The sequence below is a fragment of the Mycolicibacterium arseniciresistens genome (assembly GCF_030519285.1).
Classification (GTDB): domain Bacteria; phylum Actinomycetota; class Actinomycetes; order Mycobacteriales; family Mycobacteriaceae; genus Mycobacterium; species Mycobacterium arseniciresistens.
Map to the genome: position 1 here is coordinate 1 of NZ_JAUMSQ010000111.1, position 25765 is coordinate 25765.

At 69.9% G+C, this 25765-nt stretch carries 26 protein-coding genes and 1 pseudogene; 16 read left to right on the forward strand and 11 right to left on the reverse strand.

Annotated elements, in window-relative coordinates:
• A partial coding sequence (locus Q2100_RS15605) for an ATP-binding protein (protein ID WP_302914816.1) occupies nt 1–2204 on the reverse strand: 2204 nt, incomplete at its 3' end.
• A gap of 114 nt (nt 2205–2318) precedes the next feature.
• Entirely contained in the window at nt 2319–2774 is a 456-nt protein-coding gene (locus tag Q2100_RS15610; protein WP_264014353.1) for a PPOX class F420-dependent oxidoreductase, read from the reverse strand.
• A gap of 51 nt (nt 2775–2825) precedes the next feature.
• On the opposite strand from Q2100_RS15610, the gene Q2100_RS15615 reads away from it, so the two are divergent.
• Complete coding sequence (locus Q2100_RS15615; RefSeq protein ID WP_264014354.1) at nt 2826–3125, forward strand: hypothetical protein; 300 nt, start codon at nt 2826–2828, stop codon at nt 3123–3125.
• 1 nt (nt 3126) lies between these two features.
• On the opposite strand, the gene Q2100_RS15620 is transcribed toward Q2100_RS15615, so the two are convergent.
• Both Q2100_RS15620 and Q2100_RS15625 read right to left on the reverse strand, forming a co-directional pair.
• Nucleotides 3127–3441 (reverse strand): hypothetical protein, encoded by a 315-nt coding sequence (locus Q2100_RS15620; RefSeq protein WP_264014355.1) that lies wholly within the window; start codon nt 3439–3441, stop codon nt 3127–3129.
• Between the two features lie 32 nt (nt 3442–3473).
• On the reverse strand, nt 3474–4040 hold the full coding sequence (locus Q2100_RS15625) for a hypothetical protein (protein ID WP_302914817.1): 567 nt from the start codon (nt 4038–4040) through the stop codon (nt 3474–3476).
• Between the two features lie 214 nt (nt 4041–4254).
• Here Q2100_RS15625 and Q2100_RS15630 point away from each other — a divergent pair, with 214 nt between their 5' ends.
• Entirely contained in the window at nt 4255–4548 is a 294-nt protein-coding gene (locus Q2100_RS15630; RefSeq protein ID WP_264011761.1) for a hypothetical protein, read from the forward strand.
• 139 nt (nt 4549–4687) lie between these two features.
• Here Q2100_RS15630 and Q2100_RS15635 read toward each other — a convergent pair whose 3' ends face one another.
• Both Q2100_RS15635 and Q2100_RS31770 read right to left on the reverse strand, forming a co-directional pair.
• Complete coding sequence (locus tag Q2100_RS15635; RefSeq protein WP_302914835.1) at nt 4688–4843, reverse strand: hypothetical protein; 156 nt, start codon at nt 4841–4843, stop codon at nt 4688–4690.
• A gap of 21 nt (nt 4844–4864) precedes the next feature.
• Nucleotides 4865–6643 carry a BamB-related PQQ repeat family beta-propellar protein gene (locus Q2100_RS31770; protein WP_328518126.1) on the reverse strand — a complete coding sequence of 593 codons (1779 nt, stop codon included), beginning with the start codon at nt 6641–6643 and terminating at the stop codon, nt 4865–4867.
• Nucleotides 6644–6809: 166 nt separating this feature from the next.
• On the opposite strand from Q2100_RS31770, the gene Q2100_RS15650 reads away from it, so the two are divergent.
• The 9 genes from Q2100_RS15650 to Q2100_RS15690 all read left to right on the forward strand — a co-directional run bounded on the left by Q2100_RS15650 (nt 6810) and on the right by Q2100_RS15690 (nt 16389).
• Nucleotides 6810–7103 carry a hypothetical protein gene (locus Q2100_RS15650; protein WP_302914818.1) on the forward strand — a complete coding sequence of 98 codons (294 nt, stop codon included), beginning with the start codon at nt 6810–6812 and terminating at the stop codon, nt 7101–7103.
• A 104-nt stretch (nt 7104–7207) separates the two neighbouring features.
• Nucleotides 7208–8590, forward strand: a complete 1383-nt coding sequence (locus tag Q2100_RS15655; RefSeq protein WP_302914819.1) for an acyl-CoA dehydrogenase family protein — start codon at nt 7208–7210, stop codon at nt 8588–8590.
• 6 nt (nt 8591–8596) lie between these two features.
• Complete coding sequence (locus tag Q2100_RS15660) at nt 8597–9400, forward strand: DUF427 domain-containing protein (RefSeq protein ID WP_302914820.1); 804 nt, start codon at nt 8597–8599, stop codon at nt 9398–9400.
• A gap of 78 nt (nt 9401–9478) precedes the next feature.
• Nucleotides 9479–10657 (forward strand): zinc-dependent alcohol dehydrogenase, encoded by a 1179-nt coding sequence (locus Q2100_RS15665; protein ID WP_302914821.1) that lies wholly within the window; start codon nt 9479–9481, stop codon nt 10655–10657.
• Between the two features lie 93 nt (nt 10658–10750).
• Nucleotides 10751–12610, forward strand: a complete 1860-nt coding sequence (locus Q2100_RS15670) for a hypothetical protein (RefSeq protein WP_302914822.1) — start codon at nt 10751–10753, stop codon at nt 12608–12610.
• 175 nt (nt 12611–12785) lie between these two features.
• Nucleotides 12786–13226 (forward strand): hypothetical protein, encoded by a 441-nt coding sequence (locus tag Q2100_RS15675; protein ID WP_302914823.1) that lies wholly within the window; start codon nt 12786–12788, stop codon nt 13224–13226.
• On the forward strand, nt 13223–14560 hold the full coding sequence (locus Q2100_RS15680) for a hypothetical protein (RefSeq protein WP_302914824.1): 1338 nt from the start codon (nt 13223–13225) through the stop codon (nt 14558–14560). The genes Q2100_RS15675 and Q2100_RS15680 overlap by 4 nt, the downstream gene beginning before the upstream one ends.
• 109 nt (nt 14561–14669) lie before the next feature.
• Nucleotides 14670–15791 carry a GGDEF domain-containing protein gene (locus tag Q2100_RS15685; RefSeq protein WP_302914825.1) on the forward strand — a complete coding sequence of 374 codons (1122 nt, stop codon included), beginning with the start codon at nt 14670–14672 and terminating at the stop codon, nt 15789–15791.
• Nucleotides 15792–15825: 34 nt separating this feature from the next.
• Nucleotides 15826–16389 (forward strand): isochorismatase family protein, encoded by a 564-nt coding sequence (locus Q2100_RS15690; RefSeq protein WP_302914826.1) that lies wholly within the window; start codon nt 15826–15828, stop codon nt 16387–16389.
• Between the two features lie 5 nt (nt 16390–16394).
• Here the strand turns inward: Q2100_RS15690 and Q2100_RS15695 are convergent, their stop codons facing one another.
• Nucleotides 16395–17192, reverse strand: a complete 798-nt coding sequence (locus Q2100_RS15695) for an enoyl-CoA hydratase/isomerase family protein (RefSeq protein WP_302914827.1) — start codon at nt 17190–17192, stop codon at nt 16395–16397.
• Between the two features lie 170 nt (nt 17193–17362).
• Between Q2100_RS15695 and glgX the strand changes: the two genes are divergently transcribed.
• Nucleotides 17363–19498, forward strand: coding sequence for a glycogen debranching protein GlgX (gene glgX / locus Q2100_RS15700; protein WP_407667632.1), 2136 nt, complete (start codon nt 17363–17365; stop codon nt 19496–19498).
• A 21-nt stretch (nt 19499–19519) separates the two neighbouring features.
• Here glgX and Q2100_RS15705 read toward each other — a convergent pair whose 3' ends face one another.
• Nucleotides 19520–19888 (reverse strand): hypothetical protein, encoded by a 369-nt coding sequence (locus tag Q2100_RS15705; RefSeq protein ID WP_302914829.1) that lies wholly within the window; start codon nt 19886–19888, stop codon nt 19520–19522.
• Between the two features lie 146 nt (nt 19889–20034).
• On the opposite strand from Q2100_RS15705, the gene Q2100_RS15710 reads away from it, so the two are divergent.
• A complete protein-coding gene (locus Q2100_RS15710) occupies nt 20035–20589 on the forward strand; it encodes a TetR/AcrR family transcriptional regulator (RefSeq protein ID WP_302914830.1) in 555 nt (184 codons plus the stop codon).
• On the opposite strand, the gene Q2100_RS15715 is transcribed toward Q2100_RS15710, so the two are convergent.
• The gene (locus Q2100_RS15715) at nt 20586–20942 is read right to left on the reverse strand and encodes a hypothetical protein (protein WP_269895953.1); all 357 of its coding nucleotides are present in this window, start codon (nt 20940–20942) and stop codon (nt 20586–20588) included. The two genes, Q2100_RS15710 and Q2100_RS15715, sit on opposite strands and share 4 nt — an antisense overlap.
• A gap of 107 nt (nt 20943–21049) precedes the next feature.
• Between Q2100_RS15715 and Q2100_RS15720 the strand changes: the two genes are divergently transcribed.
• Both Q2100_RS15720 and Q2100_RS15725 read left to right on the forward strand, forming a co-directional pair.
• Nucleotides 21050–22210, forward strand: a complete 1161-nt coding sequence (locus Q2100_RS15720; RefSeq protein ID WP_264013775.1) for an acyl-CoA dehydrogenase family protein — start codon at nt 21050–21052, stop codon at nt 22208–22210.
• Nucleotides 22211–22225: 15 nt separating this feature from the next.
• On the forward strand, nt 22226–23332 hold the full coding sequence (locus Q2100_RS15725; RefSeq protein ID WP_302914831.1) for an acyl-CoA dehydrogenase family protein: 1107 nt from the start codon (nt 22226–22228) through the stop codon (nt 23330–23332).
• Between the two features lie 6 nt (nt 23333–23338).
• Here the strand turns inward: Q2100_RS15725 and Q2100_RS15730 are convergent, their stop codons facing one another.
• Nucleotides 23339–24649: a maltokinase N-terminal cap-like domain-containing protein gene (locus Q2100_RS15730; protein WP_302914832.1), complete on the reverse strand. Its 1311-nt coding sequence runs from the start codon at nt 24647–24649 to the stop codon at nt 23339–23341.
• Between the two features lie 305 nt (nt 24650–24954).
• Between Q2100_RS15730 and Q2100_RS15735 the strand changes: the two genes are divergently transcribed.
• A complete protein-coding gene (locus Q2100_RS15735) occupies nt 24955–25344 on the forward strand; it encodes a hypothetical protein (RefSeq protein ID WP_302914834.1) in 390 nt (129 codons plus the stop codon).
• 3 nt (nt 25345–25347) lie between these two features.
• Here Q2100_RS15735 and Q2100_RS15740 read toward each other — a convergent pair.
• A pseudogene (locus Q2100_RS15740) lies at nt 25348–25765 on the reverse strand (hypothetical protein); the annotation flags it as partial.

Genomic DNA, 25765 nt, shown 5'->3' on the forward strand with positions numbered 1-25765 from the left:
CCGTCGTCGGCCTCGAGCGCCTCCGCGTGCCGGGCCACCACGTCGGCCAGCGGCAACCGCAGCGAGTCGGCGAGCTCGCGGGCGCGCTTCGTCATCGACGTGTCGCCCCACAGCACGATCGCCTGCACGCACGCCAGCTCGTGGGTGGGCTGGCCGCGGTCACGGGCGTCCCCGGCGGCGGCGTGGGCCACCTTGACGGCCTCGGTGAGTTCGCCGCCCGCCGCCAGCGTCCAGCCGGTGGCCAGCGACAGGTTGGTCTGCATGTAGACGTAGTCGTCCGGCACGCACCGGCGTGCCTCCTCGAGCGCATGCCGCGCGGCGTCGGCTTCGCCGAGCTTCGCGTGCGCCTCGGCGAGCCCGAAGCAGCTGGCGGCCCGCAGACCACTGGTGACGCCGTGCTGCTCGGCCCCCGCCAGCGCCTCGTGCAGCAGCTTCGCCGCGTCGCGCATCGCCCCCCGCGACAGCATCGCGTGCGCCCGCAGCGAGGCCAGGTTGGCATGGGCCAGTCCCGGCACGTCGCGTGCGGACTCGGCGAGTTCGTCGGCCCAGCGCACACATTCGTCGATACGGCCGTTGAGACGGCACGCCCGGCCGTGCACCCCGCCGAACCAGAACCGCATCTGCGACGACTCGAACGACGTGACCGCCCGCTCGATGGCGCGGGTGGCGAGTTCTTCGATCTCCTCGGCGCGGCCCAGTGCGCCGAGCGCCATCATCAGCGCGATGGACGCCAGCATCGCGTGCAGATCGGTCAGCGAGCCGGTGTCCAGCGCCGCGCGCGCCTTCTCCTCCGCCGCGACGCACCGGCCCAGCACCGCGTCCACCCCGGCCTCGATGGCCAGCCGCGCCGCCAGTTCGGCATCGGTCTCCGGCGCCGCCGCCAGCGCCTCCAGGATCGTCACCGCATCGCGGGGGCGGCCGAGCAGCCACGTCAGGTTCGCGGCCCGCAGCGTCGCCCAGTGGTGGCTGTCGGCGCGGTCGCCGGTGCCGATGTCCGACAGCACCTCCTCCGCCCGGTCGCCGCAGCCGAGCAGGATCATCGTCATCGCGCGCAGCGGAGCGGCCTCGGGCGCACCGGCTTCGGCTGCGGCAGTGGCGAACCGGTCGGCCGCGTCGGGATCGAGGAGTGCCAGCTCGTGTCGCGCCGCCTGGAGGTAGAGCTGCGGGTCGGGCGGCAGATCGGACTCCAGGGTGAGCAGTGCGCGCCGGACCGTCGCCTGCATGTCGCCGTCGGGCTGTTCGCCGAGCCTGCGGGCCAGCTTCCCGCGCAGGCTGGACAGGTACATCTCGCCGGCGGCCGCCCGGCGCAGTTCGCCGTAGAGCGGGTGGGCCAGCCGGGCGGTCAGCCCCGCGGGCGTCCGCTCGACGTTGACCAGCCGCATCTGCTCGGCCGCCTCGAGGTCGCTGCGCTGCGCCAGATCGCACAGCACGTCGACGCTCAGCGGCTCGCACTGTGAGAGCAGGTCGACCACGAGGGCCGGTCCGGGGGTGAGGCTGCCGAGCTGGCGGCCGACCATGTCGGTGATGCCCTGGGAGACGGCCACGTCGCCGTCCCACATCCACACCCCGGCCACCTGGCGGATGCGGCCCGCCGCCACCTGATCCTTGAGCAGCTGCAGCAGATACAGCGCGTTCCCGCCGGTGAGCTTCCAGAACCGCCGCGCCGTGCGGCTGTCCACCGGCCCCTCCAGGGTCTTCTCGATCAGGGTGCTGGTCGCCTCCGCCGACAGCGGCTCGAGGTCGAGCCGCGCCAGCAGCCCGTCCTTCCACAGCGCGGTCACCGCGTCCGGCTCCTCCGCACCGGCGCGCACCGTCACCACCAACCGCACCCCGGCCGACTGCGCGAGCTGGTGCACGACGTGCGCGGACAGCCCGTCGAGCAGGTGGGCGTCGTCGACGCCGACCAGTACCCGGCCGTGGCGATGTTGCGGCACAAATGAATTGATGAGGCGGCGCACACTGGTCAGGGCCTCCGACATGGCCGGGCTGATCGTCGCACTGAACGCGCCGAGCGGCAGCGGCCGCGCCGACTCGGTGCCGACCACCCAGGTCACCCGGTCGTTCGCAGTTGCGCTGCGCGCCAACACTTCCCGCGCCAGCCTGGTCTTTCCCACGCCCGCGGCACCGACGATCACCACGCCGGCGTAGCCGCCTCCCCCGCCCAGGGCACGGCGAATGAGCGCCAGCTCATTCTCCCGCCCCATCAGCGAATTCCCGCTGATCACAGGCCGAATATAGCCCTCGTCAATATCCGGGGGCGGGTATTCGGCAGGTTCGATCGTGATGCGGCACACACGCGCCGACGGCCCCGCGAGGGTCTACGCCGGCGGGAAACCGCCTGTGGCAACGGGTCCCCACCGCACCGGCGTGACCCTGATCAGGCACTTGCCCTGCGCGACCATCGCCTGGCGATACTCCGTCCAGTCGGAGTGCTCGCCCGCCACCGCTCGGAAGTACTCCACCAGTGGTTCGACCGCGTCGGGCAGCAGGATCACCTCGGCATCGCCGTCGACCTGGACGTAGGGGCCGTTGAAGTCGTCGGACAACACGGTGACGCTGGCGCGCGGGGTGCGCCCGATGTTGCGTGACTTCGCCCGCTGCGGGTAGCTGGCGATCACCAGGCGGCCGTCGTCGTCGACGCCGCCGGTGACCGGCGAGCTCTGCAGTCCGCCGTCGGCGCGGAACGTCGTGAGCACCATGCGGTGCCGCGGCCGGACGAATTCGAGCAGGCCGGGCAGGTCAACGGGGTCGGCGGTGGCGATCTTCGGAGCCATGCGACCGACAGTAGCGACGACTTGTCGGTGGCGGCGGCTAGCGTGTCGAACATGAGTTCGAATGACGCATTGACCACGCTATTGGACAGGCTCGATGCCGCCGACCGGTCGCTGGCTGCGCTACCCCTGTCCGACATGACCCCACGAGAACTGGAGGAGGTGTTACGCCGGCTCGACCGGTCGATCGCCCTGGCCGACGAATTACAGCAACGGCTGCTCGGCCGGTTGATCACCATCGGCAACCCGATGCGGATGGGCGGCGCCACCTGGGCGGAGGTGCTGTCGCGACATCTGCGGATCTCGCCCGCCGAGGCGCAGCGCCGCGTCGCCAGGGCGGCGCACGCCGCGTGAGTCACCGGGCGTCGGGCTTGCGCTTCAGCGTCCAGGCCGGGATCCAGTGGGTGACGGGCCTGCGCCGCGGACCGTAGGCGACGTCGTAGGTGACAAGACCCCACCAGTAGCCCTGCTCGCACATTCCCCAGCAGGTCAGCCGGCCTTCGACGACCGAGTGCATCTGCAGGCCGGCGGGTTGATATCCGCCGACGCGGTGCGGCTCCCGGGGGAACACCGCCGCGAGGTCGACGAGGACCGTGACCGGCGGTTCCACCGCCCGAAAGGCGTGCTGGGTCGGCTGCCCGTTGTAGCCGATCGACTTCAGCTCGCCCACCGTTCGATCATACGTTCGAACGGCCGTCGAAGTCACCGATGGGTTGGGACCACCACGGCGTACGCCCGCGGGAAACCGAGGCCCGTCAGGCACGCGCCGCGGATCGCCGTGATGGGCACCGACACGACGGTGCCCGACGACGGCTCGTAGCACTGCAGCTGACCGTCGGCCCGGCGGTCGTCGTCGCGGTGGCGATCGGTGAGCAGCACCCAGTGCCGGGGCAGCCAGTTGCCGATCAACATCGCCACCGGGAGCTTCCGGTCGAGGGCGGCCAGGACGTCGGCCAGGCCGTCGCGCCGGCCGCGGCACAGTCGCCAGCGATACCGGACGCCGTGGGCGGCGGCCTGCGCGGTGAGCGCGCGGGCCATCCCCGGCGGAGTCGTTCCGAGCCGGCGCGGCCAGATGCGATTCACCTCGGCGTGGATGCGGCCCTGCTCGCCGGCGAACCAGTCGCGGCCGGACGCGGTGACGGCGTACCCGGAGGGGTTCAGCAGGGCGGCGCGGTGGCCCGGATCCATCAGCGCGCGCGCGACGACGGCGACGGCCGGACCGCATGTCAGGCCGTCACGTTGTCGAAGACGCAGTGCCGACAATTCCATCGCGCTTCAGTGTGCGGCGTCGCCGGTCCGCGCGCCACGAAGCGCACACTTCCTGCCACCGGTCGATCAATTCCTGCCAGCGGAATTAAACCCCTGACCTGCACGTTCAAGCGATCAGACCGGAACGAGAACCACCAAGAACCGGCCGACACCGCGTCCGAACCGCGACCTCTCCGCCACGGCTCGAACCTCGAGACAAGAAAGAAGCACGACCATGAACAAGTTCGGATTCGCCACCATCGCCGCCAGCGCTTTCGCCGCCGCCTTCATCGGCCTCGCCGGCCCCGCCGCCGCCGCACCCACCGGCCCCGGCAACGCCGAACAAGCCATCGAGGAACTGCGCTCGCAGGGCTACCGCGTACAGGTCAACCGCCTCAACGACGTCCCGCTCGACGAAGCCCGCGTCGTCTCGGTCAGCCCCAACGCCAGCATCCGCCCCGACGCGATCCGCTCCAACGACAAGAACAACTCCACCTTCAGCCCGACGGTCACCGTCAGCGTCAAGTAACACCAGGCACCACCGACGACGGCCCCCGGAAAATCCGGGGGCCGTCGTCGTGTCGGCGAGCGTCCAGCGATCAGTTCCTGCCACCGGTCAACCAATTACTGCCAGCGGAATTAAACCCCTGACCTGCGAGTTTAAGCAGTCAGACCACAACGAGAAACACCAAGAAAGAAGCAAAGGCCATGAACAAGTTCGGATTCGCCACCATCGCCGCCAGCGCCTTCGCCGCCGCCTTCATCGGCCTCGCCGGCCCCGCCGCCGCCGCACCCACCGGCCCCGGCAACGCCGAACAAGCCATCGAGGAGCTCCGCTCGCAGGGCTACCGCGTACAGGTCAACCGCCTCAACGACGTCCCGCTCGACGAAGCCCGCGTCGTCTCGGTCAGCCCCAACGCCAGCACCCGGCCCAACGCCGTACGGTCCAACGACAAGAACAACAACACCTTCAGCCCGACGGTCACCGTCAGCGTCAGGTAACACCAGGCACCACCGACGACGCGATCGGTGTCGCACTGCGCGACGACGGCGCCGGCGACGACCTGGAGGTCACGGACGGTCTCGTCGCCCGGGCACGGCGGCGCGCTGCTGAGTGGCTCCTGCGTCGGACGGGCCGGGTCGACGAGAAACAGCGGCGCATCGCGCTTCTCCGCCGCGATCAGGAGTCTGTCGTCGAGCCAGGCCGTGTTCGGCCGCTCGTAATTCGTGGGAACGGGAACGGAGCCCAGCGGCACCGGCGTCGACCGGTGACTGCGGTAATCGCGCATCATCCAGGTGCCGCCACTGTGGACGAGCAGGAAGCCGTTGTGGGCGGTGGAAACGGCTGTTGCACCCGACATCTCGTCGACGACCCGCCCGTCCGGGTCCATCACGAGGGTCTTGTCCGTCGCCGATCCGCGATCGTCCCACTCGGTGAACGACGCCACATAGACGTCGGTGCCTGCCCTCGGCGCGTATTCACCGGGCACATCGGTGAATACACCGGTGTGCGCGTCGATGAGCGACGGCTTGGAACAGTCGTAGGCGAATTGGCCCGGAGTGCCGGGGTGAAGAGTCGGATTGCTGCACGAGATGGGCTGGCTCCAGCGCTCACGTCCGGTCGCGGGATCGAGGGAGTGGAGGCGGGTGCGGCTGTTGGACCCGCTCACGGCTGCGTCGGCGGTGAAGACCGCCATGCCGAGTGCGTCGACCGATCCGGTTGCCGCGGTCACCTTGCCGCCGCTGCTGTACTCGCGACGCCACAGCACCTCGCCGGTGCCGCCGTCGAACGCGATCACCGCGTGGTAGAGGAAGACCACGACGATCCCCGACCTGTCATCCCGGTCGCGGCGCACCACCAGTAGTCGCCCACTGGTTCCGTAGTCGGTGGCGTGCCAGCGTTTCTCGCCGGTCCGTCCGTCGTAGGCGGTGATCTCCCTACGGGTGTCGACGACGAAGCCGTTGCCGGCGCCGTAGGCCCCGGGCAGGTTCTCGCCGTCGTCGAGCGGAATCTCGTAGCGGACGGGGCCGACCGCATCGGGCGTCGCGGCGAGCGGGGCAGCCTTCGCGATGAGATCGGCAGCCCAGACGCCGCCGCGATGGTCCGCAACGGTGCGGTAGCTCACGATGGGAACGGCGAACAGCACGACGAGGGCGACGCAGCACGCCGTTCTGCCACTGACCGGGCCGGCGACGGCGGCCGTGGCGAGGGCGCAGACCGTCGCCACGACGGCACACAGCACTGCGGTCACCGCGAGGATGCTCGCGCCGGTGCTGTCAACGAAGGGCAGCCCGTCCCGGGCCCGGAAGACCCCGAACGCCATCCAGAGTGCCCAGGCGCAGACGGCCGCGGCAACGAAGCCTGCGACCTTCATCAGGCCGGTCGTGCGGGAGTCCCTGCCGATCAGCCGTGGCACAGCGGCGATGAACACCCACACACCGGCGACCGCGGCGATGACGCCCATGGTGGTGAGCGAATGCGACGTCACGTCGGCCGGTGACCGGATGATCCACATGACCACCGGCGCGACGACCGCCGGCACCGCCGCCGAGACCGCAAGGCCGACAGCGACGCCGAGCCCGAAGCGGCGCCGTCGACCGGCCGTCGCGGAATCCTTGCTCACGCATCGATCGTAGGGGCGGTTCACGACCGTCGACGACGGCAGATCCAGCGTCGACCGATCACTTCCTGCCACCGGTCGGCCAATCACTGCCAACGGAAATCAATCCCCTGACCTGGCGGTTTGAACAGTCAGACCACAACGAGAAACACAAGAAAGAAGCAAGGCCATGAACAAGTTCGGATTCGCCACCATCGCCGCCAGCGCCTTCGCCGCCGCCTTCATCGGCCTCGCCGGCCCCGCCGCCGCCGCACCCAGCGGCCCCGGCAACGCCGAACAAGCCATCGAGGAACTGCGCTCGCAGGGCTACCGCGTACAGGTCAACCGCCTCAACGACGTCCCGCTCGACGAAGCCCGCGTCGTCTCGGTCAGCCCCAACGCCAGCACCCGGCCCAACGCCGTGCGCTCCAACGACAAGAACAACAACACCTTCAGCCCGACGGTCACCATCGACGTCAAGTAACACCCCCCGACGACGGCCCCCGGAGCAATCCGGGGGCCGTCGTCGTGGGCCGCTCAGGCGAGTCGAGGTTTCGCGGCGACGTCTCGCGGCTAATCGGTCGATCGATGACCTTCGACCTGACGCCCACCATCGCGCAGCACGACCTCGCGCGGCGCGCCCACGAGTTCGCCGAGCAGTGCATCCGTCCCGTGGCGCAGGAGTACGACAAGCGCCAGGAATTCCCGTGGCCGGTGCTGGAGGAGGCGGCGCAGCGCGGCTTCTACAGCCCGCTGTTCTATCGCGACCTGATCGGCGACCCCACCGGCCTGTCGCTGCCGATGTTCATGGAGGAGCTGTTCTGGGGCTGCGCAGGCATCGGGCTGGCCGTCGTGATGCCCGCGCTGGCGCTCTCGGCGATCGGGCAGGCCGCGTCGCCGGAGCAGATGCTGCAGTGGGCGCCCGAATGTTTCGGCACTCCAGGCGATCTCAAGCTCGCCGCGCTGGCCATCTCGGAACCCGAGGGCGGCAGCGATGTCCGCAACCTGCGCACCACGGCGCGTCGCGACGGTGGCGACTGGATCATCGACGGCCACAAGATGTGGATCGGCAACGGTGGCATCGCCAACGTGCACGTGGTCAACGCCGTGGTCGACCAGGAACTCGGCCACCGCGGGCAGGCGATGTTCATCGTCCCGGGCGGAACACCCGGCCTGCAGCTGGTGCGCAAGCTCGACAAGCTGGGCTGCCGGGCGTCGCACACCGCCGAGCTGAAGTTCGACGGCGTGCGCGTGCCGGGCGAGAATCTTCTCGGCGGGAACGAGAAGCTCGAGCACAAATTGGAGAAGGCTCGCGAAGCCGTCGAGGGCGCGCGCCGTTCCGGTTCGGCGTCGCTGGGCACCTTCGAGCAGACCCGGCCGATGGTCGCCGCGCAGGCCCTCGGAATCGCCCGTGCCGCACTGGAATACATGACCGAGTACGCCAACCGGCGGGAGGCGTTCGGCGCACCCATCATCGACAATCAGGGCATCTCCTTCCCGATCGCCGACATCGCGACGCAGATCGACGCGGCGCGGCTGCTCACCTGGCGAGCGTCGTGGATGGCCGCCACCGGTGTGCCGTTCGACCGGGGCGAGGGGTCGATGTCCAAGCTCGCCGCGAGCGAGGTGGCGGTCAAGGCCACCGAACGGGCCATCCAGACCATGGGCGGCTGGGGCTACATCACCGACCACCCGGTCGAGAAGTGGTACCGCGACGCCAAGCTGTACACCATCTTCGAGGGCACCAGCGAGATCCAGCGGATGGTCATCGGGCGTGCGCTCGGCGCCGCCGACGGTGCGCCGCCCCTGCACGTCGACCTCGAACCGACCGGCGGACCGCTGAACCGCTGGTTCGGCCGCGGCACCCCGCTGCGCGGCCGCGCCGCCGACGCGGCCCTCGGCGCGAAGGACCGCGTCCCCGACCCGGTGATGCGGCTGGCCATGAAGGTGCTCCAGCCGCCGCGGAAGTAGCACCAGATGGCGATACGCATGCTGGACGCGCTCGGCGGGAACATCGGGGCGCTGCGCTTCGAGCCGACCGAGAAGCGGGTGCGGGTGTCACTCGGCGGTGAGCCCGTCGCCGACACCAGCCGGGCCCGGCTGGTGTGGGAACCGCGCCGCATCGTGCCGGCTTACGCCGTGCCCATCGCCGACCTCACCGCCCAGCTCGTTCCTGCGGGCGCCGAATCGGGGATCGACGACGACGATCCCGGCCGCCCCGTCCTCGATCCGTCTGTGCCGTTCGTCGCGCACAGCTGTCCCGGCACCCCGTACGACGTGATCGCCGGCGACCAGACCGGCGCGGCCGCGGCTTTCACACCGCAGGACCCCGACCTCGACGGCTACGCGATCCTGCAGTTCGACCCGTTCGACTGGCGCGAGGAGGACGAGCCGATCGTCGGGCACCCGCACGATCCGTTCAGCCGCATCGACGTGCTGCGCAGCGACCGCCACGTCGTCGTCGAGTTCGACGGCGCCCGGCTGGCGGAGTCGACCCGGCCGATGCTGCTGTTCGAGACCAAACTGCCGGTGCGCTTCTACCTCCCACGCGAGGACGTCATCGCCGACCTCGAACCCAGCGACACCGCGAGCTACTGCGCCTACAAGGGCCGCGCCCACTACTTCTCCCTTCCCGGCGGGCCGCGCGACCTCGCGTGGACCTATCCCGACCCGCTGCACGACGCCGAACCGGTGCGTGACCGGGTGTGCTTCTTCGACGAGAAGGTCGACGTCGTGGTCGACGGTCACCGCCGAGACCGGCCGACCACCCCCTGGAGCTGACCCCGCCGCCCGTTTGGGGCACCACATTGCGGGCATGCCCTTCGAAAGCGATCAGCACGAGATCTCAGAGGAGGACGTATGCGTGCCGTCACCTGGCAGGGCCGGCGGAAGGTGTCGGTCGACACGGTGCCCGACCCCATCATCAAGGAACCGACCGACGCGATCATCAAGGTCACCAGCACCAACATCTGCGGCTCCGACCTGCACCTCTACGAGGTGCTCGGTGCGTTCATGAGCCCCGGCGACATCCTCGGCCACGAGGCGATGGGCGTGGTCGAGGAGACTGGCAGCGCGGTCGGCGACCTCGAGGTCGGCGACCGTGTGGTCATCCCGTTCAACATCTCCTGCGGGTCCTGCTTCATGTGCGACCACGGCCTGCAGAGCCAGTGCGAGACCACCCAGAACCGCGACCAGGGCACCGGCGCAGCGCTGTTCGGCTACTCCAAGCTGTACGGCGAGGTCGCCGGCGGACAGGCCGAGTACCTGCGGGTGCCGCAGGCGCAGTACACCCACATCAAGGTGCCCGACGACGGGCCCGACGACCGCTACGTCTACCTGTCCGACGTGCTGCCCACGGCGTGGCAGGCCGTCGAGTACGCCGAGGTGCCCGCCGGCGGCACGCTCGTCGTGCTCGGACTCGGGCCGATCGGCGCGATGTCGTGCCGCATCGCCGCCCACCGCAAGGACTGCCGGGTGATCGGCGTCGACCGCGTCACCGAACGGCTGGACCGCGCGCGGCCGTACTGCGCCGAGGTGGTCGACATGCGCACCGAGGACGTCAACGTCGTCGTCGCCGACCTCACCGAGGGCCGCGGCGCCGACGCGGTGATCGACGCCGTGGGGATGGAGGCGCACGGATCGCCGATCGCCGAGGCGGCGCAGACCGCGAGCGGTTTCCTGCCCGCGCCGGTGGGCCGGCTGGTGATGAAGAACGCCGGCGTGGACCGGCTGGCCGCGCTGAACTCCGCCATTTCGCTGGTCCGCCGCGGCGGCACCATATCGCTGAGCGGGGTGTACGGCGGCGTCGCCGATCCGATCGACATGAAGACGCTGTTCGACAAGCAGATCCAGCTGCGGATGGGGCAGGCCAACGTCAAGCGGTGGGCGCCGGAGATCCTGCCGCTGCTGACCGCCGAGGATCCGCTGGGTGTGGAGTCGTTCGCGACGCACCGGCTGCCGCTCGACGCCGCGCCGGGGGCCTACGAGACGTTCCAGAAGAAGGAAGACGGGATGGTGAAGGTCGTCCTGCAGCCGTGACCGCTGGATGAATTACCCGGTACCCCTGGTTTCGGGTCGGCCGTCTCTGGCAATATTACCCAGCGGTAGGTTTGGTCCGCGCGACTTGGGGAGATGACAGTGGGGTTGTTCGACCAGGTTTCCAGCGTCTCGGTGCTGGCCGCTGAGGGTTCTGAGGGCGGCGGCGCCGCCATCAACGAGATCATCGGCTTAGCCGCCACGGGCGGCGTCGTCACGGCGGTGCTGCTCTGGATCGGCTGGATGCACCGCCAACACAAGATCACCTGGCTCAGGAAGCTGGCCGACTGGAGCGGGCACCGCTTCAAACGTCCGTCGTGGGTCGCGCTGCCCGTCGCGATGTTCATCTCGTCGATCATCTGCGCGCTGTTCGGCTTCATCTGGGACGTCAGCCTGCACATCGGCAACGGCCGCGACGACGGCGCGCTGGCAAACCCGGCCCACTACTTCATCCTGATCGGCCTGTTCGGCATCTTCGTCGCCGGCTGCACGGCGATGGTGCTGCCCCTGGACGGGGAGCGCCCCGGCCCGGCCGCGGTCCGCATCACCGACGACTGGTACGCACCGGTCGGCGGCATCGTGATGGCCGGCTGCGGCCTCTACGCGCTGCTGGGCTTCCCGCTCGACGACGTCTGGCACCGCATCTTCGGCCAGGACGTCACGCTGTGGGGACCCACCCACCTCATGATGATCGGCGGCGCGGGCTTCTCCACCCTGGCGGCGCTCTACCTCGAGCACGAGGGCCGCAAGGCGCGTCCGGCCGACGCGGGCCCCGACGGCATCGGGCTGAAGTTCGTCCAGTACCTCGCCTTCGCCGGTGTCCTGATCGGCGCATCGGTCTACCAGATCGAGTTCGACTTCGGCGTGCCGCAGTTCCGCGAGGTGTTCCAGCCGATGCTGATCGCCGCCGCCGCGGCGCTCGCGCTGATCGGCGCCCGCATCTTCATGGGCCGCGGCGCCGCCCTGATCGCCGCCTTGGTCGCGATCGGACTGCGGGGCATCGTCGCCTTCATCGTGGCCCCGGTGCTCGACGCGCCGGTCAACTGGTTCCCGCTCTACCTCGGCGGCGCGATCGTCGTCGAACTCCTCGCACTGACGCCGCTGCTGAAGCGGCCCGTGGTGTTCGGCCTCGTCGCCGGTCTCGGCATCGGCACCGCGGGTATCTGGCTGGAATCGCTGTGGATCAACTCGGTATACGCCTACCCGTGGCCCACCAGCATCTGGACCGAGGCCCTGACGATGACGGTGCCGGTGGCGGTCCTGACCGGCGGCTGCGGCGCGATGGTCGGCATGGTGCTGACCGCGCAGAAGTTGCCGCGCCGGGCGATCGGCGCCGGACTCGTCGCGCTGACCGTGCTCGCCATCGGTGGGGCCGCGGCCAACGGCCTGCGCTACGACGTGCCGCAGAACGCCACCGCCGCGTTCAGTCTGGCTGAGGCGCCACCCGTCAACGGCCAGCGCTACGTCACCGCCGACGTCCGGTTCAACCCGCCGGACGTCATCAGCGACGACCCGAACTGGGTGTCGGTGCTGGGCTGGCAGGGCGGCCTGCCGAACGAGCGCGGCCAGTTCGTCGACAATCTCGAGAAGGTCGGACCCGGCCACTACGTGTCCACGAAGCCGATGCCGGTCGCGGGTGAATGGAAGACACTGCTGCGCGTGCACGACGGCAAGACCTTCACCGCCGTGCCGATCTACCTGGCCGGCGATCCCGGGATCGGCGCGCAGGAAGTGCCCGCGCAGCCCCAGTTCACCCGGCCGTTCGTCTCGGAGATCACCATCCTGCAGCGCGAGCGCAGCCCGGACATCCCACAGTCGCTGTGGCTGATCGGCTGCCTGGTCGTGCTGGCCTGCACGCTGGCGATGATCGCCGGCATCACCTGGGGTGGCGGCCGGATCAACAACAGCGAACCGTCCGAGAGCGACGCCGAACTGCAACCCTCAGCGCAGGCATGACGGGTCGGCCCGACGTTCAACTGCTCGCTGACCACTCAGTGTGGCTGGCGTTGCCGGCATTGACGCCCGCGTTCATCGTCGCTGCTGTAGTGATCTGGATCGCGGTGAAGAACCGGCGCAGAGGAGACGGGCCTCACAGTGAAGGGATAGGCGCGACAGACCAAGATGGGTGACCGTGACAGCGCTTAGCAGATTCCTCGTACTGGCAGCCACGACAACCCTTCTCGCCGGTTGCGGCGGCGGTGGTGACGGAGCGGACGGCGGCGGAAGCTCCGCCGCCGGCTCTAGCACCCCGTCGGTCACCACCGTCGCTCCGTCGGACATGACCGATCAGCAGAAGGCGCCCGACCGGCTGACGGTCGAGGTGAAGATCCAGGGTGGCGAGGTCACCCCGACCAACGCCGCGCTGCAGGCCAAGGTGGGCCAGCCGATCGTGATCCGGGTGGACAGTGACGCCGCCGACGAACTGCACGTGCACTCGGTGCCCGAGCACAGCTTCCCGGTCGAGGCCAAGCCCGGTCAGCAGTTCCAGTTCACCGTCGACGTGCCCGGCAACGTCGACATCGAACTGCACGACGCGGGCAAGGTCGTCGCGACCATCCAAGTCCAGCAGTGACGGCGGGCGCCTCCACCGCGATCCTCGCGCACGGCCTCGGCGGCTCGACCGACCTGCCGATCCCCTTCACCTACGCGTTGATCGGCGCGGCGTGGGCGCTGACGTTCACCTTCGCCGTCGTCGCGCTGGCGTGGCGCACGCCGAGATTCGACCCCGACAAGCCGGGCCGGGCGCTGCCGGAGTGGGTGACCACCGCGGTGGACGCGCCCGCCACCCGGTGGGTGGTCGCGACGATCGCGCTGGTTTTCACCGGCTGGGTGGCGATGGCCGCGTTCTTCGGACCCGACGGCGCCGACAACCCGCTGGCCGGCGTGTTCTATGTGCTGATCTGGGTGGGTGTGCCCGCGCTGTCGCTGTTCGTCGGCCCGGTGTGGCGGGCGGTGTCGCCGGTGCGCAGCGCCTACCGGGTCGCCACCCTCGGGCGCGCCCGCGACGGCAGGCCCTATCCCGAGCGGCTCGGGTACTGGCCTGCGGCGGCAGGGCTGTTCGCGTTCGTCTGGCTGGAGCTGGCCAGCGCTGATCCCGGTTCGCTGCACGCGATCCGCACCTGGCTGCTGATCTACCTCGCCGTCATCGCCGCAGGGACGCTGTGGTGGGGGCTGCGCTGGCCGGCCCGCGCCGATCCGTTCGAGGTCTACAGCGTGGTGGCGTCGCGGCTCTCGCCGCTGCGCCGCGACCGGGAGTCCGGCCGCATCGCGATCGGCAACCCGTTCGACCACCTGCTGACGCTGCCGGTGCGCGGCGGCACCCTCGCGGTGCTCGCGGTGCTGCTGGGCTCGACGGCCTTCGACAGCTTCTCGGCGACGCCGGCGTTCCGCACCTTCGTCGACGAGCACACGTCCTCGGCGCCGGCGGCGACGCTGGTGCGGACCGCCGGCCTGCTGGTGTTCGTCGCGGTGGTGGCCGGCACGTTCTGGCTCGCGGCCCGCGCGACCGGCGGGGTCGACACCGCGCTGCGCCGGAAGCTTCCCGGCCTGATGGCGCATTCGCTGATCCCGATCGTCATCGGGTACATCTTCGCCCACTATCTGACCTACCTGATCGAGCGCGGACAGCAGACCGTGATCCGGCTGGCCGACCCGCTGGAGCGGGGCTGGAACCTGTTCGGGCTCGCGGATGCCGAGGTCAGCTACGTGCTGTCGATGCATCCGGCCGTGCTGGCGACGCTGAAGGTGGGCTTCGTGGTGGCCGGTCACATCGCGGGCGTCATCGCCGCGCACGACCGCGCGCTTCGGCTGCTGCCTCGCGACCACCAGCTGACCGGCCAGCTGGCGATGATGCTGGTGATGGTCGGCTACACGTTCATGGGCCTGTACCTGCTGTTCGGCGGGTAATTCGCCGTACCACAGGTACGGATTTCTTGATAACGTCATGGCCGGGGCCGCCCGAGCACACCACGATCTCGGAGTTGTTGCGGGATGTGGGCGCCGACTGGGAGGCCGTATGACGAGCGCGATGCGCGACTGGTGGCGGCAACCCGACCACTACTACTGGCTCACCGCGATGCTTGCCGCCCGCGGCGTGCAGGGCAGCACGTGCCGGCTGTTCGCCAGTGCGCTCGCCGGTTTCGCCGGCGTCGTCCTGGTGTCGCTGGCCAGCCCGGCCGGTCCGCACGGCCGTGTCGGCTTCACCGTCGCGCTGGTCGTCGCCACCTGTCTACTCGCGCTGGCCGCCACCTTCCTGCTGCACGGCTGGCTGAGCCGTGCGCAGTCGTCGTTCTTCGTGGTCGTCGTGGCCACCTGCATCTCCGCGGTGTGCCTGGTCCAGGCCGACCCGTTCAACGGGATGTTCGGCGCGACCGCGTTCGCCGTCCTCGCCGGCTACATCGCCTTCTTCCACACACCGCGCTACATGGCGCTGAACTTCGTCATCTCCACCGCAACCGGGGCGGCGCTGGCGGTCCGCCTCGGCGAGGCCGGCGACACGGCGCTCGCCACCTCCACACTGCTGTTCCTGGTGCTGGTGAACTTCGGCGTGCCGTTCGCCTGCCAGTCGCTGGTTCACCTGCTCGGGATCAACATCCACAACGCCGAGATCGACCCGCTCACCGGCCTGCTCAACGAGGAGGCGTTCTACCGCACGGCGTCGGCGTTCATCGCCGCCCGCAACCGCGACGACGACCGCTACCTCGTGATCGTGGTCGTCGACCTGGACAGCTACGCGCTGCTGACGCAGACGGAGGGCCGGGTGTCCGGGGAGCGGGCCCGCGTCGCCGTGGGTCAGACTCTGCGGGAGACCACCCGGCAGAACGCCGTCATCGCCCACGTGCCGCAGTCGGAGTTCCTGATCGTCGACAGCTTCCCCACCACCGACAGCTCGCCGCTGGTGGAGCGCGTCCGCAGTGCGATCAAGGTGACCCCGCCGCGCACCAGCGCGAGCATCGGCGTGGTCAGCACCCCGATGCGCGGCCTCGCCCAGCATCCGCCCTACGAGGTGCTCACCGAGCTGATCGGCATCGCCCGCTCGGCCGTCGGCGAGGCCCGGCGCGACGGTGGAAACCAGGCGCACTACATCGTCTGCCCCACCCTCACCGCCTGCGAGGGCGACGAACCGCCGCGCTTCTGAGCGCCGCCCCGCGGTCCGGGGATACCGTTGTGACATGCGGGCATTGATCATCGTCGACGTCCAGAACGATTTCTGCGAGGGCGGGTCGCTGGCCGTCGAGGGCGGCACCGGCGTAGCGCGGGGCGTCACCGAACTGCTCGGCTCCCACGGATACGACCACGTCGTCGCGACGAAGGACTACCACATCGATCCGGGGTCGCACTTCTCCGACGACCCGGACTTCCGCGATTCCTGGCCGCCGCACTGCGTCGTCGGCACCGCCGGCGTCGACTTCCATCCCGCGTTCGAGCACGACGCCGTGGAAGCGGTGTTCCACAAGGGCCACTACTCGGCCGCCTACAGCGGCTTCGAGGGCGTGCACGGCGACGAGGACCCGGCGCAGGCCACCACCCTGGCCGACTGGCTGCGCGCCCGCGACGTCGACACGGTGGACGTCGTCGGCATCGCCACCGACTACTGCGTGAAGGCCACCGCCGCCGACGCGGCCGCCGCCGGATTCACCACCCGGGTGCTGCTCGACCTCACCGCGGGGGTGTCGCCGACGACCACCGCCGAGGCCGTCGACGCGCTGCGGGCGGTGGGCGTCGAGGTGGCCTGACGCGCTCAGCCCGACCAGCGCGGCGGCCGTCGCTGCAGGTATGCGCGCATCGCCTCGCGGGCGTCGTCGTGGGCCATCAGCCGCAGGTGGATCTCCGTCTCGCGGGCGCCGACCGCGTCGCGGTCGAGGTCGAAGGAGTCCCAGAGCAGCCGCTTGCTGGCCGCCACCGACAGCGGTGCGGTGTTCTCGGCGATGTCGCGCGCGACCGCCAGCGCCGCGGGCAGCACCTCGGCGGCGTCGAGGACCCGGCTGCCCAGGCCGAGCTCGACCGCGCGACGGCCGTCGAACGTCGCTCCGGTCAGCAGGATCTCCGCGGCGTTGGACATCCCGACCAGCCGGGGCAGCACCCAGTGCACGTAGGCGTCGCCGACCACGCCGCGGCGCACCTGCACGACGCCGTACGTCGCGTCGGCGGCGAAGAACCGGATGTCGCACTGCAACGCCAGCGTCAGGCCCAGACCGAGCGCATGGCCGTTGACCGCCGCGATCACGGGTTTGCTCAGCGTCCATGCAGGCACCTCGACCCCGGCGGCGCTGAACCCCGGGCCCGGGGCGGTGAACGTGTCCTCCCCCGCACCCAGATCGGCACCCGCGCAGAACGCAGGCGGTGTCCCGGTCAGCACGATCGCGCGCACGTTTTCGTCGCCGTCGCACCGGGTATAGGCCTCAGCCAGTTCGTCCCGCATCCCGTCACCGACGGCGTTGCGCCGGTCCGGCCGGTTCAGGGTGATGGTGGCCACACCGGCGTGGACGTCGACCAGCAACGTGCGGTAACGGGGCTGGTCGGGGCGGCTCGACACCATGGACTCCTCTACGGAGCGGGACGGCTGGAAGAACGCTCGTGATGCTCCCGCATCACGGGGACCCGTATCGTCGCCTTGGTCATTCCAGGGAAGTAGGAGAGTGCACTTTGGTTCGAGCCAGCTCGAGCAAGCCCGCCCCAACGGCCGACGCGCCCGCCGCGCTCGCCGACATCTGGCCGGGCAAGGCCTATCCGCTCGGCGCGACGTACGACGGCTTCGGCACCAACTTCGCGGTGTTCAGTGAGGTCGCCGAACGGGTCGAGCTGTGCCTGTTCGACGCCGACGGTCAGCAGACCGGCTGCGTCACGCTGCCCGAGGTCGACGGCTTCGTGTGGCACGGCTTCATCCCCAACATCGAGCCCGGCCAGCGGTACGGCTACCGCGTGCACGGCCCGCACGATCCCGCCAACGGGCTGCGCTGCAACCCGAACAAGCTGCTGCTCGACCCGTACTCCAAGGCGATCGACGGCACGTTCGACTGGGGTCAGCCGCTGTTCGGCTACAACTTCGGCGAGCCGGACAGCCGCAATGACGACGACTCGGCCGACTTCATGCCGAAGTCGGTGGTGATCAACCCGTTCTTCGACTGGGGCGTGGACCGCCCGCCGAAACACGAGTACGCCGACACGGTGATCTACGAGGCCCACGTCAAGGGACTCACCCAGACCCATCCCGACATCCCCGAGCAGATCCGCGGCACCTATTCCGCGGTGGCCCATCCGGTGATCATCGACCACCTCAAGGCGCTCGGCGTCAACGCCATCGAGCTGATGCCGGTGCACCACTTCGCCAACGACTCCACCCTGATCGACAAGGGCCTGTCGAACTACTGGGGCTACAACACGATCGGCTTCCTGGCGCCCGACCCGAAGTACAGCTCGAGCAACACCCCCGGCGGGCAGGTGCAGGAGTTCAAGGCGATGGTGCGCACGCTGCACGAGGCCGGCATCGAGGTGATCCTCGACGTGGTCTACAACCACACCGCCGAGGGCAACCACATGGGTCCGACGGTCTCGTTCCGCGGTATCGACAATGCGGCGTACTACCGCCTGGTGGACGACGACAAGCGTTACTACATGGACTACACCGGCACCGGGAACAGCCTCAACGCAGGCAGCCCGCACGCGCTGCAGCTGATCATGGACTCGCTGCGGTACTGGGTCACCGAGATGCACGTCGACGGGTTCCGCTTCGACCTGGCCTCCACGTTGGCCCGCGAGTTCTACGACGTCGACCGACTGTCGACGTTCTTCGAACTCGTGCAACAGGATCCGACGGTCAGCCAGGTGAAGCTGATCGCCGAGCCGTGGGACGTCGGGCCCGGCGGCTACCAGGTCGGCAACTTCCCGCCGCAGTGGACCGAGTGGAACGGCAAGTACCGCGACACGGTCCGCGACTACTGGCGCGGTGAGTCGGCGACGCTCGACGAGTTCGCCTCCCGGCTGACCGGTTCGTCGGACCTCTACGAGCACACCGCTCGCCGACCGGTCGCGTCGATCAACTTCGTCATCGCGCACGACGGCTTCACGCTGCGGGACCTGGTGTCCTACAACGAGAAACACAACGACGCCAACGGCGAGGACAACAACGACGGCGAGAGCCACAACCGGTCCTGGAACTGCGGTGTCGAGGGCCCGACCGACGACCCGGAGATCAACGCGCTGCGGTCCAAACAGCAGCGCAACTTCCTGACCACCCTGCTGCTGTCGCAGGGCGTCCCGATGATCGCGCACGGTGACGAGCTGGGCCGCACCCAGCACGGGAACAACAACGTCTACTGCCAGGACAACGAGCTGTCCTGGATCGACTGGTCCACCGCGGACACCGATCTGATGGAGTTCACCCAGGCCGTGTCCGCGCTGCGGGCCGCCCACCCGGTGTTCCGCCGCCGCCGGTTCTTCAGCGGCAGGCCGGTCCGGCAGAAGGGCGGACCCGGAGCCGCCCCGGCGGGGACATCGGACTCCGGTCTGCCCGATATCGCGTGGTTCTCCCCCGACGGCTCGGAGATGACCGACGAGGACTGGGAGAGCGGGTTCGCCAAGTCGGTGGCGGTGTACCTCAACGGTGACGGCATCCCCGACCTCGACGACCGGGGCCAGCGCGTGGTCGACGACTCGTTCTTCCTGTGCTTCAACGCCCACCACGAGCCGATCGACTTCACCATGCCCGGCGAGGAGTTCGGGGCGTTGTGGAAGCCGGTCATCTACACCGGGGGCAACGGCGCCGGGCACAGCGAGCCGGTGCCGGCCGGGACGACGTTCAGCGTCGACTCGCGCGCGGTGATGGTGCTGCAGGCGGGCGACTGAGCCGGCGTCACTCGACGGGGGTCAGTCAACGACGTCGAAGAACGACTCGCCGTCCTCCGGCGTCCCGCTGACCTGACCCTCGTCGGTGCCGTGCCGCTGCGTGTCGAGGCGGTCGAGTTCGTCGTCGCTCACCGAGACGACGTCACCGCCGTCGGTGGTGTCGCCCGCGACCGGTTCGCCGTCCGCGGCGACGTCGGGCACCTCGTCGGACAGCCGCTCGTCGAGCGTCTCGTCCTCCTTGGGCTCGATCCACCGCTCCGGCGGGTCGACGACGTCGTCGCCGTCGTTGTTGCGCACCTCGTCGGAGTCCAGCGCCTCTGACGGGCGCAGCGACTCGCCCTCATCGCCGATGTCGTTGGCGGTGTCGGCGGATGTGTCATCGGTGCTCATGGGAGACCTCCTGGATCGGTCCGGTGCGGCCTGCTGTCGCCTGCCCGGTTGCCCCTCCGGCCGCGGCGCTAAACGCGGCTGCCCGCGGGGGCAATTTTTCGCGAGTGTCAATGGCGGCCGGCGGTGGTGACCGTATGCTGCGCGTCATGGCGTCGCAGCGCGACCAACCCCTGTCGTTCGACGACTGGGTGGAAGCCGGGTTCGCCCTGCTCGCCGAGGGCGGCTTCGACGCATTGCGCATCGGCCGGCTCTGCGAGCGGCTCAGCGTGACGAAGGGCAGCTTCTACTGGCACTTCGCCGACATCCAGGCCTACCGTGCCGCACTGGTCGATTCGTGGACCGAGCTGCGCGCCGCGGACCGCCGCCGGCTGACATCGATGGGTGACGTGGACCCGCGGGAGCGGCTGGCCCGGATGATGGGCATGCTGGCGCGCCCGGACCACTGGTCGGTGGAGCGGGTGATGCGGGCCTGGGCGCTCACCGACGAGCGGGTCGGCGAGAGTGTCCGCCGCGGCGACCAGCGGGTGTTCGCCGCGGTCCTGCAGGCGTTCACCGACTACGGCTTCGAACCCGGCGACGCGGCGCTGCGGTCGGGCCTGCTGTTCGGCGCCGGCCTCGGACTGCTGCACGGATCGGACCCCGACGTCGACGCGTCGCCGGAGGTGCGCGAACGGCTGCTGGAGTTCCTGCTGCGCGACTAGGTGATGCCGCAGGCGCGGTCGAGCCGCTGCAGCAGGTCGTGGGCGGCCAGTTCGACCTGCTTGTGCCGCCACTCGGCGGCCCGGTACACGCAGGCGATCAGGCCCGTGCGGTGCAGCCGCCGGAAATCGCCGTACCCGAAGGCGTAGCGCGCCTTGGTGCCGTCGGTCGCGCCGTCGGTGAGCGCGAGATGCCAGGCGGCATAGTCGTCCCAGGAGTGTTTGTCGAGGTAGGCGTTCTGCGCGTCGGCGCGGGGCTGGACCTCACCCCAGTCGCTGTCGAGCACGTACTGGCGGGCCTCGATGAGGCCTCGGGCCTTCTCCACCGCGGCGTCGTTGAGCAGGTATTTGGCCATGGCCGCATTGTCCGCCATCGGAGCGCCCGGGAGTGCGCCAGCGACCCGACCAACCGGGTGGTTTACGGTACATACAGGCCTGATTACCGACGAGTAGGGAGGCAGCCATGCAACTGGCGCTGACACCGGAGGAAGCCGCCTTCCGGGACGAGCTACGCACCTTCTACACCACCAAGATCCCCGCCGACGTCCGTGAGCGCTCGCGCCGCGGCGGCGAGGTGTCCAAAGAGGACATCATCACCAGCCACAAGATCCTGCACGAGCACGGACTGGCGGTGCCGAACTGGCCGGTCGAGTGGGGCGGCAAGGACTGGACGCCCACCCAGCACCAGATCTGGCTCGACGAGATGCAGCTTGCCAGCGTCCCCGAGCCGCTGACCTTCAACGCGAAGATGATCGGCCCGGTGATCGCGGAGTTCGGCTCGCAGGAGATGAAGGAACGGTTCCTGCCGCCGACCGCGTCGCTGGACATCTGGTGGTGCCAGGGCTTCTCCGAGCCCGAGGCCGGCTCGGACCTCGCCTCGCTGCGCACCACCGCGACCCGCGACGGCGACTCCTACGTGGTCAACGGCCAGAAGACCTGGACCACGCTCGGCCAGCACGCCGACTGGATCTTCAACCTGGTGCGCACCGACCCGCAGGCGCCCAAGCGCCAGGCCGGCATCTCGCTGCTGCTCATCGACATGAACACCCCGGGCATCACGCTGCGGCCGATCAAGCTCGTCGACGGCAGCTACGAGGTCAACGAGGTGTTCTTCGAGGACGTCCGGGTGCCCGCCGACCAGCTCGTCGGCGAAGAGAACCAGGGCTGGAGCTACGCCAAGTTCCTGCTCGGCAACGAGCGCACCGGCATCACCCAGGTGGCCCGCACCAAGCTGAAGCTCTCGGACGTGAAGGCCCGCGCCAAGGAATCCGGCCTGCTCGACGACCCGCTGTTCGCCGCCCGTCTGGCCGAGGCCGAAAATGACGCGCTGGCACTGGAACTCACGCAGATGCGGGTGGCGTCCGGATCGGTCGACGGCAAGCCCAACCCGGCGTCGTCGGTGCTCAAGCTGCGCGGCAGCCAGCTGCAGCAGATCGCGACCGAACTGCTGGTCGAGGTGGCAGGCGCCGACGCGCTGCCGTTCGACGCCGGCGACGACATCGCCTCGCCGTACTGGGCCCAGCACGCGGCGCCCACGTACCTGAACTACCGCAAGACCTCGATCTACGGCGGCAGCAACGAGGTGCAGCGCACCATCATCGCCTCCACCATCCTCGGACTGTGAGATAGGAAGCAACTCATGGACTTTCAGCTCAGCGAAGAGCAGGTGCTGCTGCGCGACACCACCCGTGACGTGCTGGCCCGCAGTTACGACCCGGAGAGCCGCCTCAAGGTGATCGACACCGAGCTGGGGTGGAGCCGCGACGTGTGGAACCAGCTCGCCGAAATCGGGATCCTTGGACTGGGTTTCGAGGAGGACGCCGGCGGAGCGCTGGAGATCATGGCGGTGGCCACGGAGATCGGCCGCAGGCTGGCGCCCGAGCCGGTGCTGCACGCCGCGCTCGGTCCCGGCGCGCTGATCGCCGAGGCGGGCACCGACGAGCAGCGCGGTCTGCTCGACGAGGTGGCCGCGGGCCGGCGACTGCTGGCCTTCGCCCACGTCGAGCCGGGCATGCGCGGTGCGTCCGGCACGATTGCGGCCAAGGCTGTGCAGCAAGGGGATTCGTGGTCGCTCAGCGGGCGCAAGAACCCCGTGCTCGCCGGCGACTCAGCGGACACGCTGGTGGTCAGCGCGGCGCTGCCCGACGGCGGCACCGGACTGTTTCTGGTGGAGGGCGACGCGGTCACCCGCACCGGCTACCGCACCTTCGACGGCCAGCACGGCGCGCAGATCGACCTGGCCGACGCACCGGCGCAACCGCTGGGATCGGCGTCGGATGCCTCCGAGGCGATCTCCCGCACCGTTGTCCGCCTCCAGTCCGCGCTGTGCGCCGAGGCACTCGGGGCGATGGAGGAGGCACTGCGGCTGACCACTGAATACCTCACCAGCCGTAAGCAGTTCGGTGTCACGCTGAACAAGTTCCAGACGCTCACCCAACGCGCCGCCGACATGTACGTCTCGCTCGAACTGGCGCGTTCCATGAGCATGTACGCCGCCATGTCGATCGCGGACGGCAACTTCGACCCGGCGGTCTCGGCCCGGGCGAAGCTGCAGATCTGCCGCTCCGGGCGCCACATCAGCCAGGAGGCGATCCAGCTGCACGGCGGCATCGGCGTCACCGCCGAATACCCGGTGGGGCACTACGCGGCGCGCCTGACGGCCATCGAGCACACGCTCGGCTCGGCGGGTGACCAGCTGAACGTGCTGACCGGCCGGCTCACCGACTACGAGGTCGCCACGCTGTAGGGGGTGCTACCCGACGAGGCGGGCGATCGAGTCCAGCGGGATGGGCAGCCACGCCGGCCGGTGACGGCTCTCGTAGCCCGCCTCGTACACGGCCTTGTCGAGCTCGTAGGCCGCCAGCAGCTCGGCCGAGTCGCGGGGGTCGGCACCACACGCGGCGGCGTATCCGTCGCAGAACGCACTCACGTTGCGCTGCGCCCATTCCCGGGCACGTCCGGCCTGCTGCGGATCGGACTCCGTCGCACCCTCGATCAGCTGCTGGTGGGCGGCGTACTCGTAGGACCGCAGCACACCGGCGACGTCGCGAAGCGCCGAGTCCGGACGCCTGCGCTCGTCGAGCGGCTGGCCGGGTTCACCCTCGAAGTCGATGAGCAGCCAGGCGGCCCCGGTGCGCAGCACCTGGCCCAGGTGCAGGTCGCCGTGCACCCGCTGCACGGTGATCGACTGCTCGGCCAGCTTGCGGTAGCGCTCCTCGATCAGCGGGACGTAGCGGCCGATCTCGGGCACCGCGCCCGCCACCGAGCGGAGCCGCTCGAGCATCGTGTCGATGGGGAACGGCACGTCCGACGTGCCCAGTTCGTCGGCGAGCGTGGCATGCACCGACGCGACGGCCTCGCCGAGCAGACGCGACTCGGCAACGAATTCGTCTCCGGCGCTGCTGATCTGACCGTCGCCGAACAGATTCCGGGTACTGGCCAGCGCCATGTCCCAGCCCTCGGTGGAGCCGCCGGCGAACTCGGTGACCATGCCCATCGCGTAGGGCTGGCCGTCCATCGTCGTCTCGATCGACCCCAGCAGCCGCGCGACGTGGGGGTTGCCCGCCCGTGCGAGCACCCGGTTGAGCTCGATGTCGGGGTTGACGCCGGGTGTGATGCGGCGGAAGGCCTTGAAGATGGCCTCACGGCCGAAAATGACGCTGGTGTTGCTCTGCTCGGCGCCCGACACCCGGGCCGCCGCGTCCGTCGGCAGCGCGGCGCCGGGTTCCTTGACGAAGCGGACGCCGTCGACGTCGGCATCGTCGTCGATCAGCGACAGCAGGTACTGCGTGGCGGCCGGGTCGAACAGCGCGTCGTAGGCGGCGCGGCCGTCGTCGGCGCCGATCACCGCACCGGCAGGGACGTCGGCGGGAGTGGTGTCGGCACGACCGACCAGCAACTGGTAGCGCTCGGCGGCGCCGTCGGCGTAGGAGACGTCGAGCAGCACCAGGTCGAGGTCGGGTCGTAGCGAGATCACCCGGCCCGGGCGGGCCTCGGCGAGGCGTCGGTTGCGCCCGGCGTACCACCGCTGCTGCGGTAACCAGGTGTCGAACGGCAGGTTCATCGCTGGGCTCCAGATCGTCGGACGAGGTCACTGTTCCGTCGCCCCCTGAAACCTACCCATGACGGCCCGAACCGAATCGTGGCCCGCCGGGCCGGTTTCCGGGGCGCCGGCGACGACTCGAGGTAACGGTTGAAACCCCGGTGGTAACGCGTTACGGTTTCGGCGTCTGTGATCGGCCCGTCGGGGTGACCGCCCGGGCGATCAGCAAAACTCTGAGTAGGAATTCGGGTGGGCCTGTGGCTGAGTCGACGCCAAACGATGGTGAAGCTCCGGTAATCGTCAGTCTTTCCGATGCGGCGATGCACATGTATTCGGCCGCCATCGACGCGCTGCCCGACGCGGGTGATCCCGAATTCCCGGAGCGGGCGGCTGTGGTGCTGACGGGTATGCGCAAGCTGCTCGGTGCGATGTCGGAGGCGGCGAGCCACAGCCGGATCAACCCGTCGGTGATCGTCGCGCTCAGCGGCGTGCGCAACCGCTACAACGCTCTGATGGAGGACGCGGCCGGTGGGCCGGGCGCCACGCTGGGCCAGCGCCTCTACGTCGCCCGCAACCGCGCGAAGCTGAGCACCAAGGAAGCCGCCAACGGCGTCGGACTGCGCCGCGACCTGATCGAGGCCGTCGAGGCCGAGGAGCAGGCGAGCGAATCGGAGACCGCCAGGATCAAGGACCTCATCGCCGCGCTCGGCGGCTGAGCCTCAACCGAGGAACCGGTCGGCGACCCCTGCGCGCACATACCGAACTGCGTTGGCCTGCCGGTAGCCGATGAAGCCGCCGCAGACCGTCACCAGTAGCAGTCCGAACAACCCCGGCATCGCGCCGAGCCACCGGACGCCCGGGCCGGCGGGATGCCTCGCCGACGGCAGACCCGACCGCGTCGCGGCACCGCCGGCGAGACTGGATCCGGGCAGTGCGGGCGCGTAGAGGCCCGGCGAGACGATCATCGGGCCGCCCGACGCGGACGCCGGCAGGGCGGACTGGATGCCGAACAACCCCGGCGACGGCGATGTGCCCGCGGGCGCGCCCGGCACCACGGCGGGCAGCGGCGCCATCCCCACCACGGACACCGGGACCGGCGGCGCGACGATCATCGGCACCTCGAGCACACCGGGTGAC

Bases quoted from the DNA above. Each gene is read 5' to 3' on its own strand.
- Q2100_RS15610 (WP_264014353.1), bottom strand. From the start codon at position 2,774: ATGGCTCCGAAGATCGCCACCGCCGACCCCGTTGACCTGCCCGGCCTG.
- Q2100_RS15615 (WP_264014354.1), top strand. From the start codon at position 2,826: ATGAGTTCGAATGACGCATTGACCACGCTATTGGACAGGCTCGATGCC.
- Q2100_RS15625 (WP_302914817.1), bottom strand. From the start codon at position 4,040: ATGGAATTGTCGGCACTGCGTCTTCGACAACGTGACGGCCTGACATGC.
- Q2100_RS15630 (WP_264011761.1), top strand. From the start codon at position 4,255: ATGAACAAGTTCGGATTCGCCACCATCGCCGCCAGCGCTTTCGCCGCC.
- Q2100_RS15635 (WP_302914835.1), bottom strand. From the start codon at position 4,843: ATGGCTTGTTCGGCGTTGCCGGGGCCGGTGGGTGCGGCGGCGGCGGGG.
- Q2100_RS15650 (WP_302914818.1), top strand. From the start codon at position 6,810: ATGAACAAGTTCGGATTCGCCACCATCGCCGCCAGCGCCTTCGCCGCC.
- Q2100_RS15655 (WP_302914819.1), top strand. From the start codon at position 7,208: ATGACCTTCGACCTGACGCCCACCATCGCGCAGCACGACCTCGCGCGG.
- Q2100_RS15660 (WP_302914820.1), top strand. From the start codon at position 8,597: ATGGCGATACGCATGCTGGACGCGCTCGGCGGGAACATCGGGGCGCTG.
- Q2100_RS15665 (WP_302914821.1), top strand. From the start codon at position 9,479: ATGCGTGCCGTCACCTGGCAGGGCCGGCGGAAGGTGTCGGTCGACACG.
- Q2100_RS15670 (WP_302914822.1), top strand. From the start codon at position 10,751: ATGACAGTGGGGTTGTTCGACCAGGTTTCCAGCGTCTCGGTGCTGGCC.
- Q2100_RS15685 (WP_302914825.1), top strand. From the start codon at position 14,670: ATGACGAGCGCGATGCGCGACTGGTGGCGGCAACCCGACCACTACTAC.
- Q2100_RS15690 (WP_302914826.1), top strand. From the start codon at position 15,826: ATGCGGGCATTGATCATCGTCGACGTCCAGAACGATTTCTGCGAGGGC.
- Q2100_RS15695 (WP_302914827.1), bottom strand. From the start codon at position 17,192: ATGGTGTCGAGCCGCCCCGACCAGCCCCGTTACCGCACGTTGCTGGTC.
- Q2100_RS15705 (WP_302914829.1), bottom strand. From the start codon at position 19,888: ATGAGCACCGATGACACATCCGCCGACACCGCCAACGACATCGGCGAT.
- Q2100_RS15710 (WP_302914830.1), top strand. From the start codon at position 20,035: ATGGCGTCGCAGCGCGACCAACCCCTGTCGTTCGACGACTGGGTGGAA.
- Q2100_RS15715 (WP_269895953.1), bottom strand. From the start codon at position 20,942: ATGGCCAAATACCTGCTCAACGACGCCGCGGTGGAGAAGGCCCGAGGC.
- Q2100_RS15720 (WP_264013775.1), top strand. From the start codon at position 21,050: ATGCAACTGGCGCTGACACCGGAGGAAGCCGCCTTCCGGGACGAGCTA.
- Q2100_RS15725 (WP_302914831.1), top strand. From the start codon at position 22,226: ATGGACTTTCAGCTCAGCGAAGAGCAGGTGCTGCTGCGCGACACCACC.
- Q2100_RS15730 (WP_302914832.1), bottom strand. From the start codon at position 24,649: ATGAACCTGCCGTTCGACACCTGGTTACCGCAGCAGCGGTGGTACGCC.
- Q2100_RS15735 (WP_302914834.1), top strand. From the start codon at position 24,955: ATGTATTCGGCCGCCATCGACGCGCTGCCCGACGCGGGTGATCCCGAA.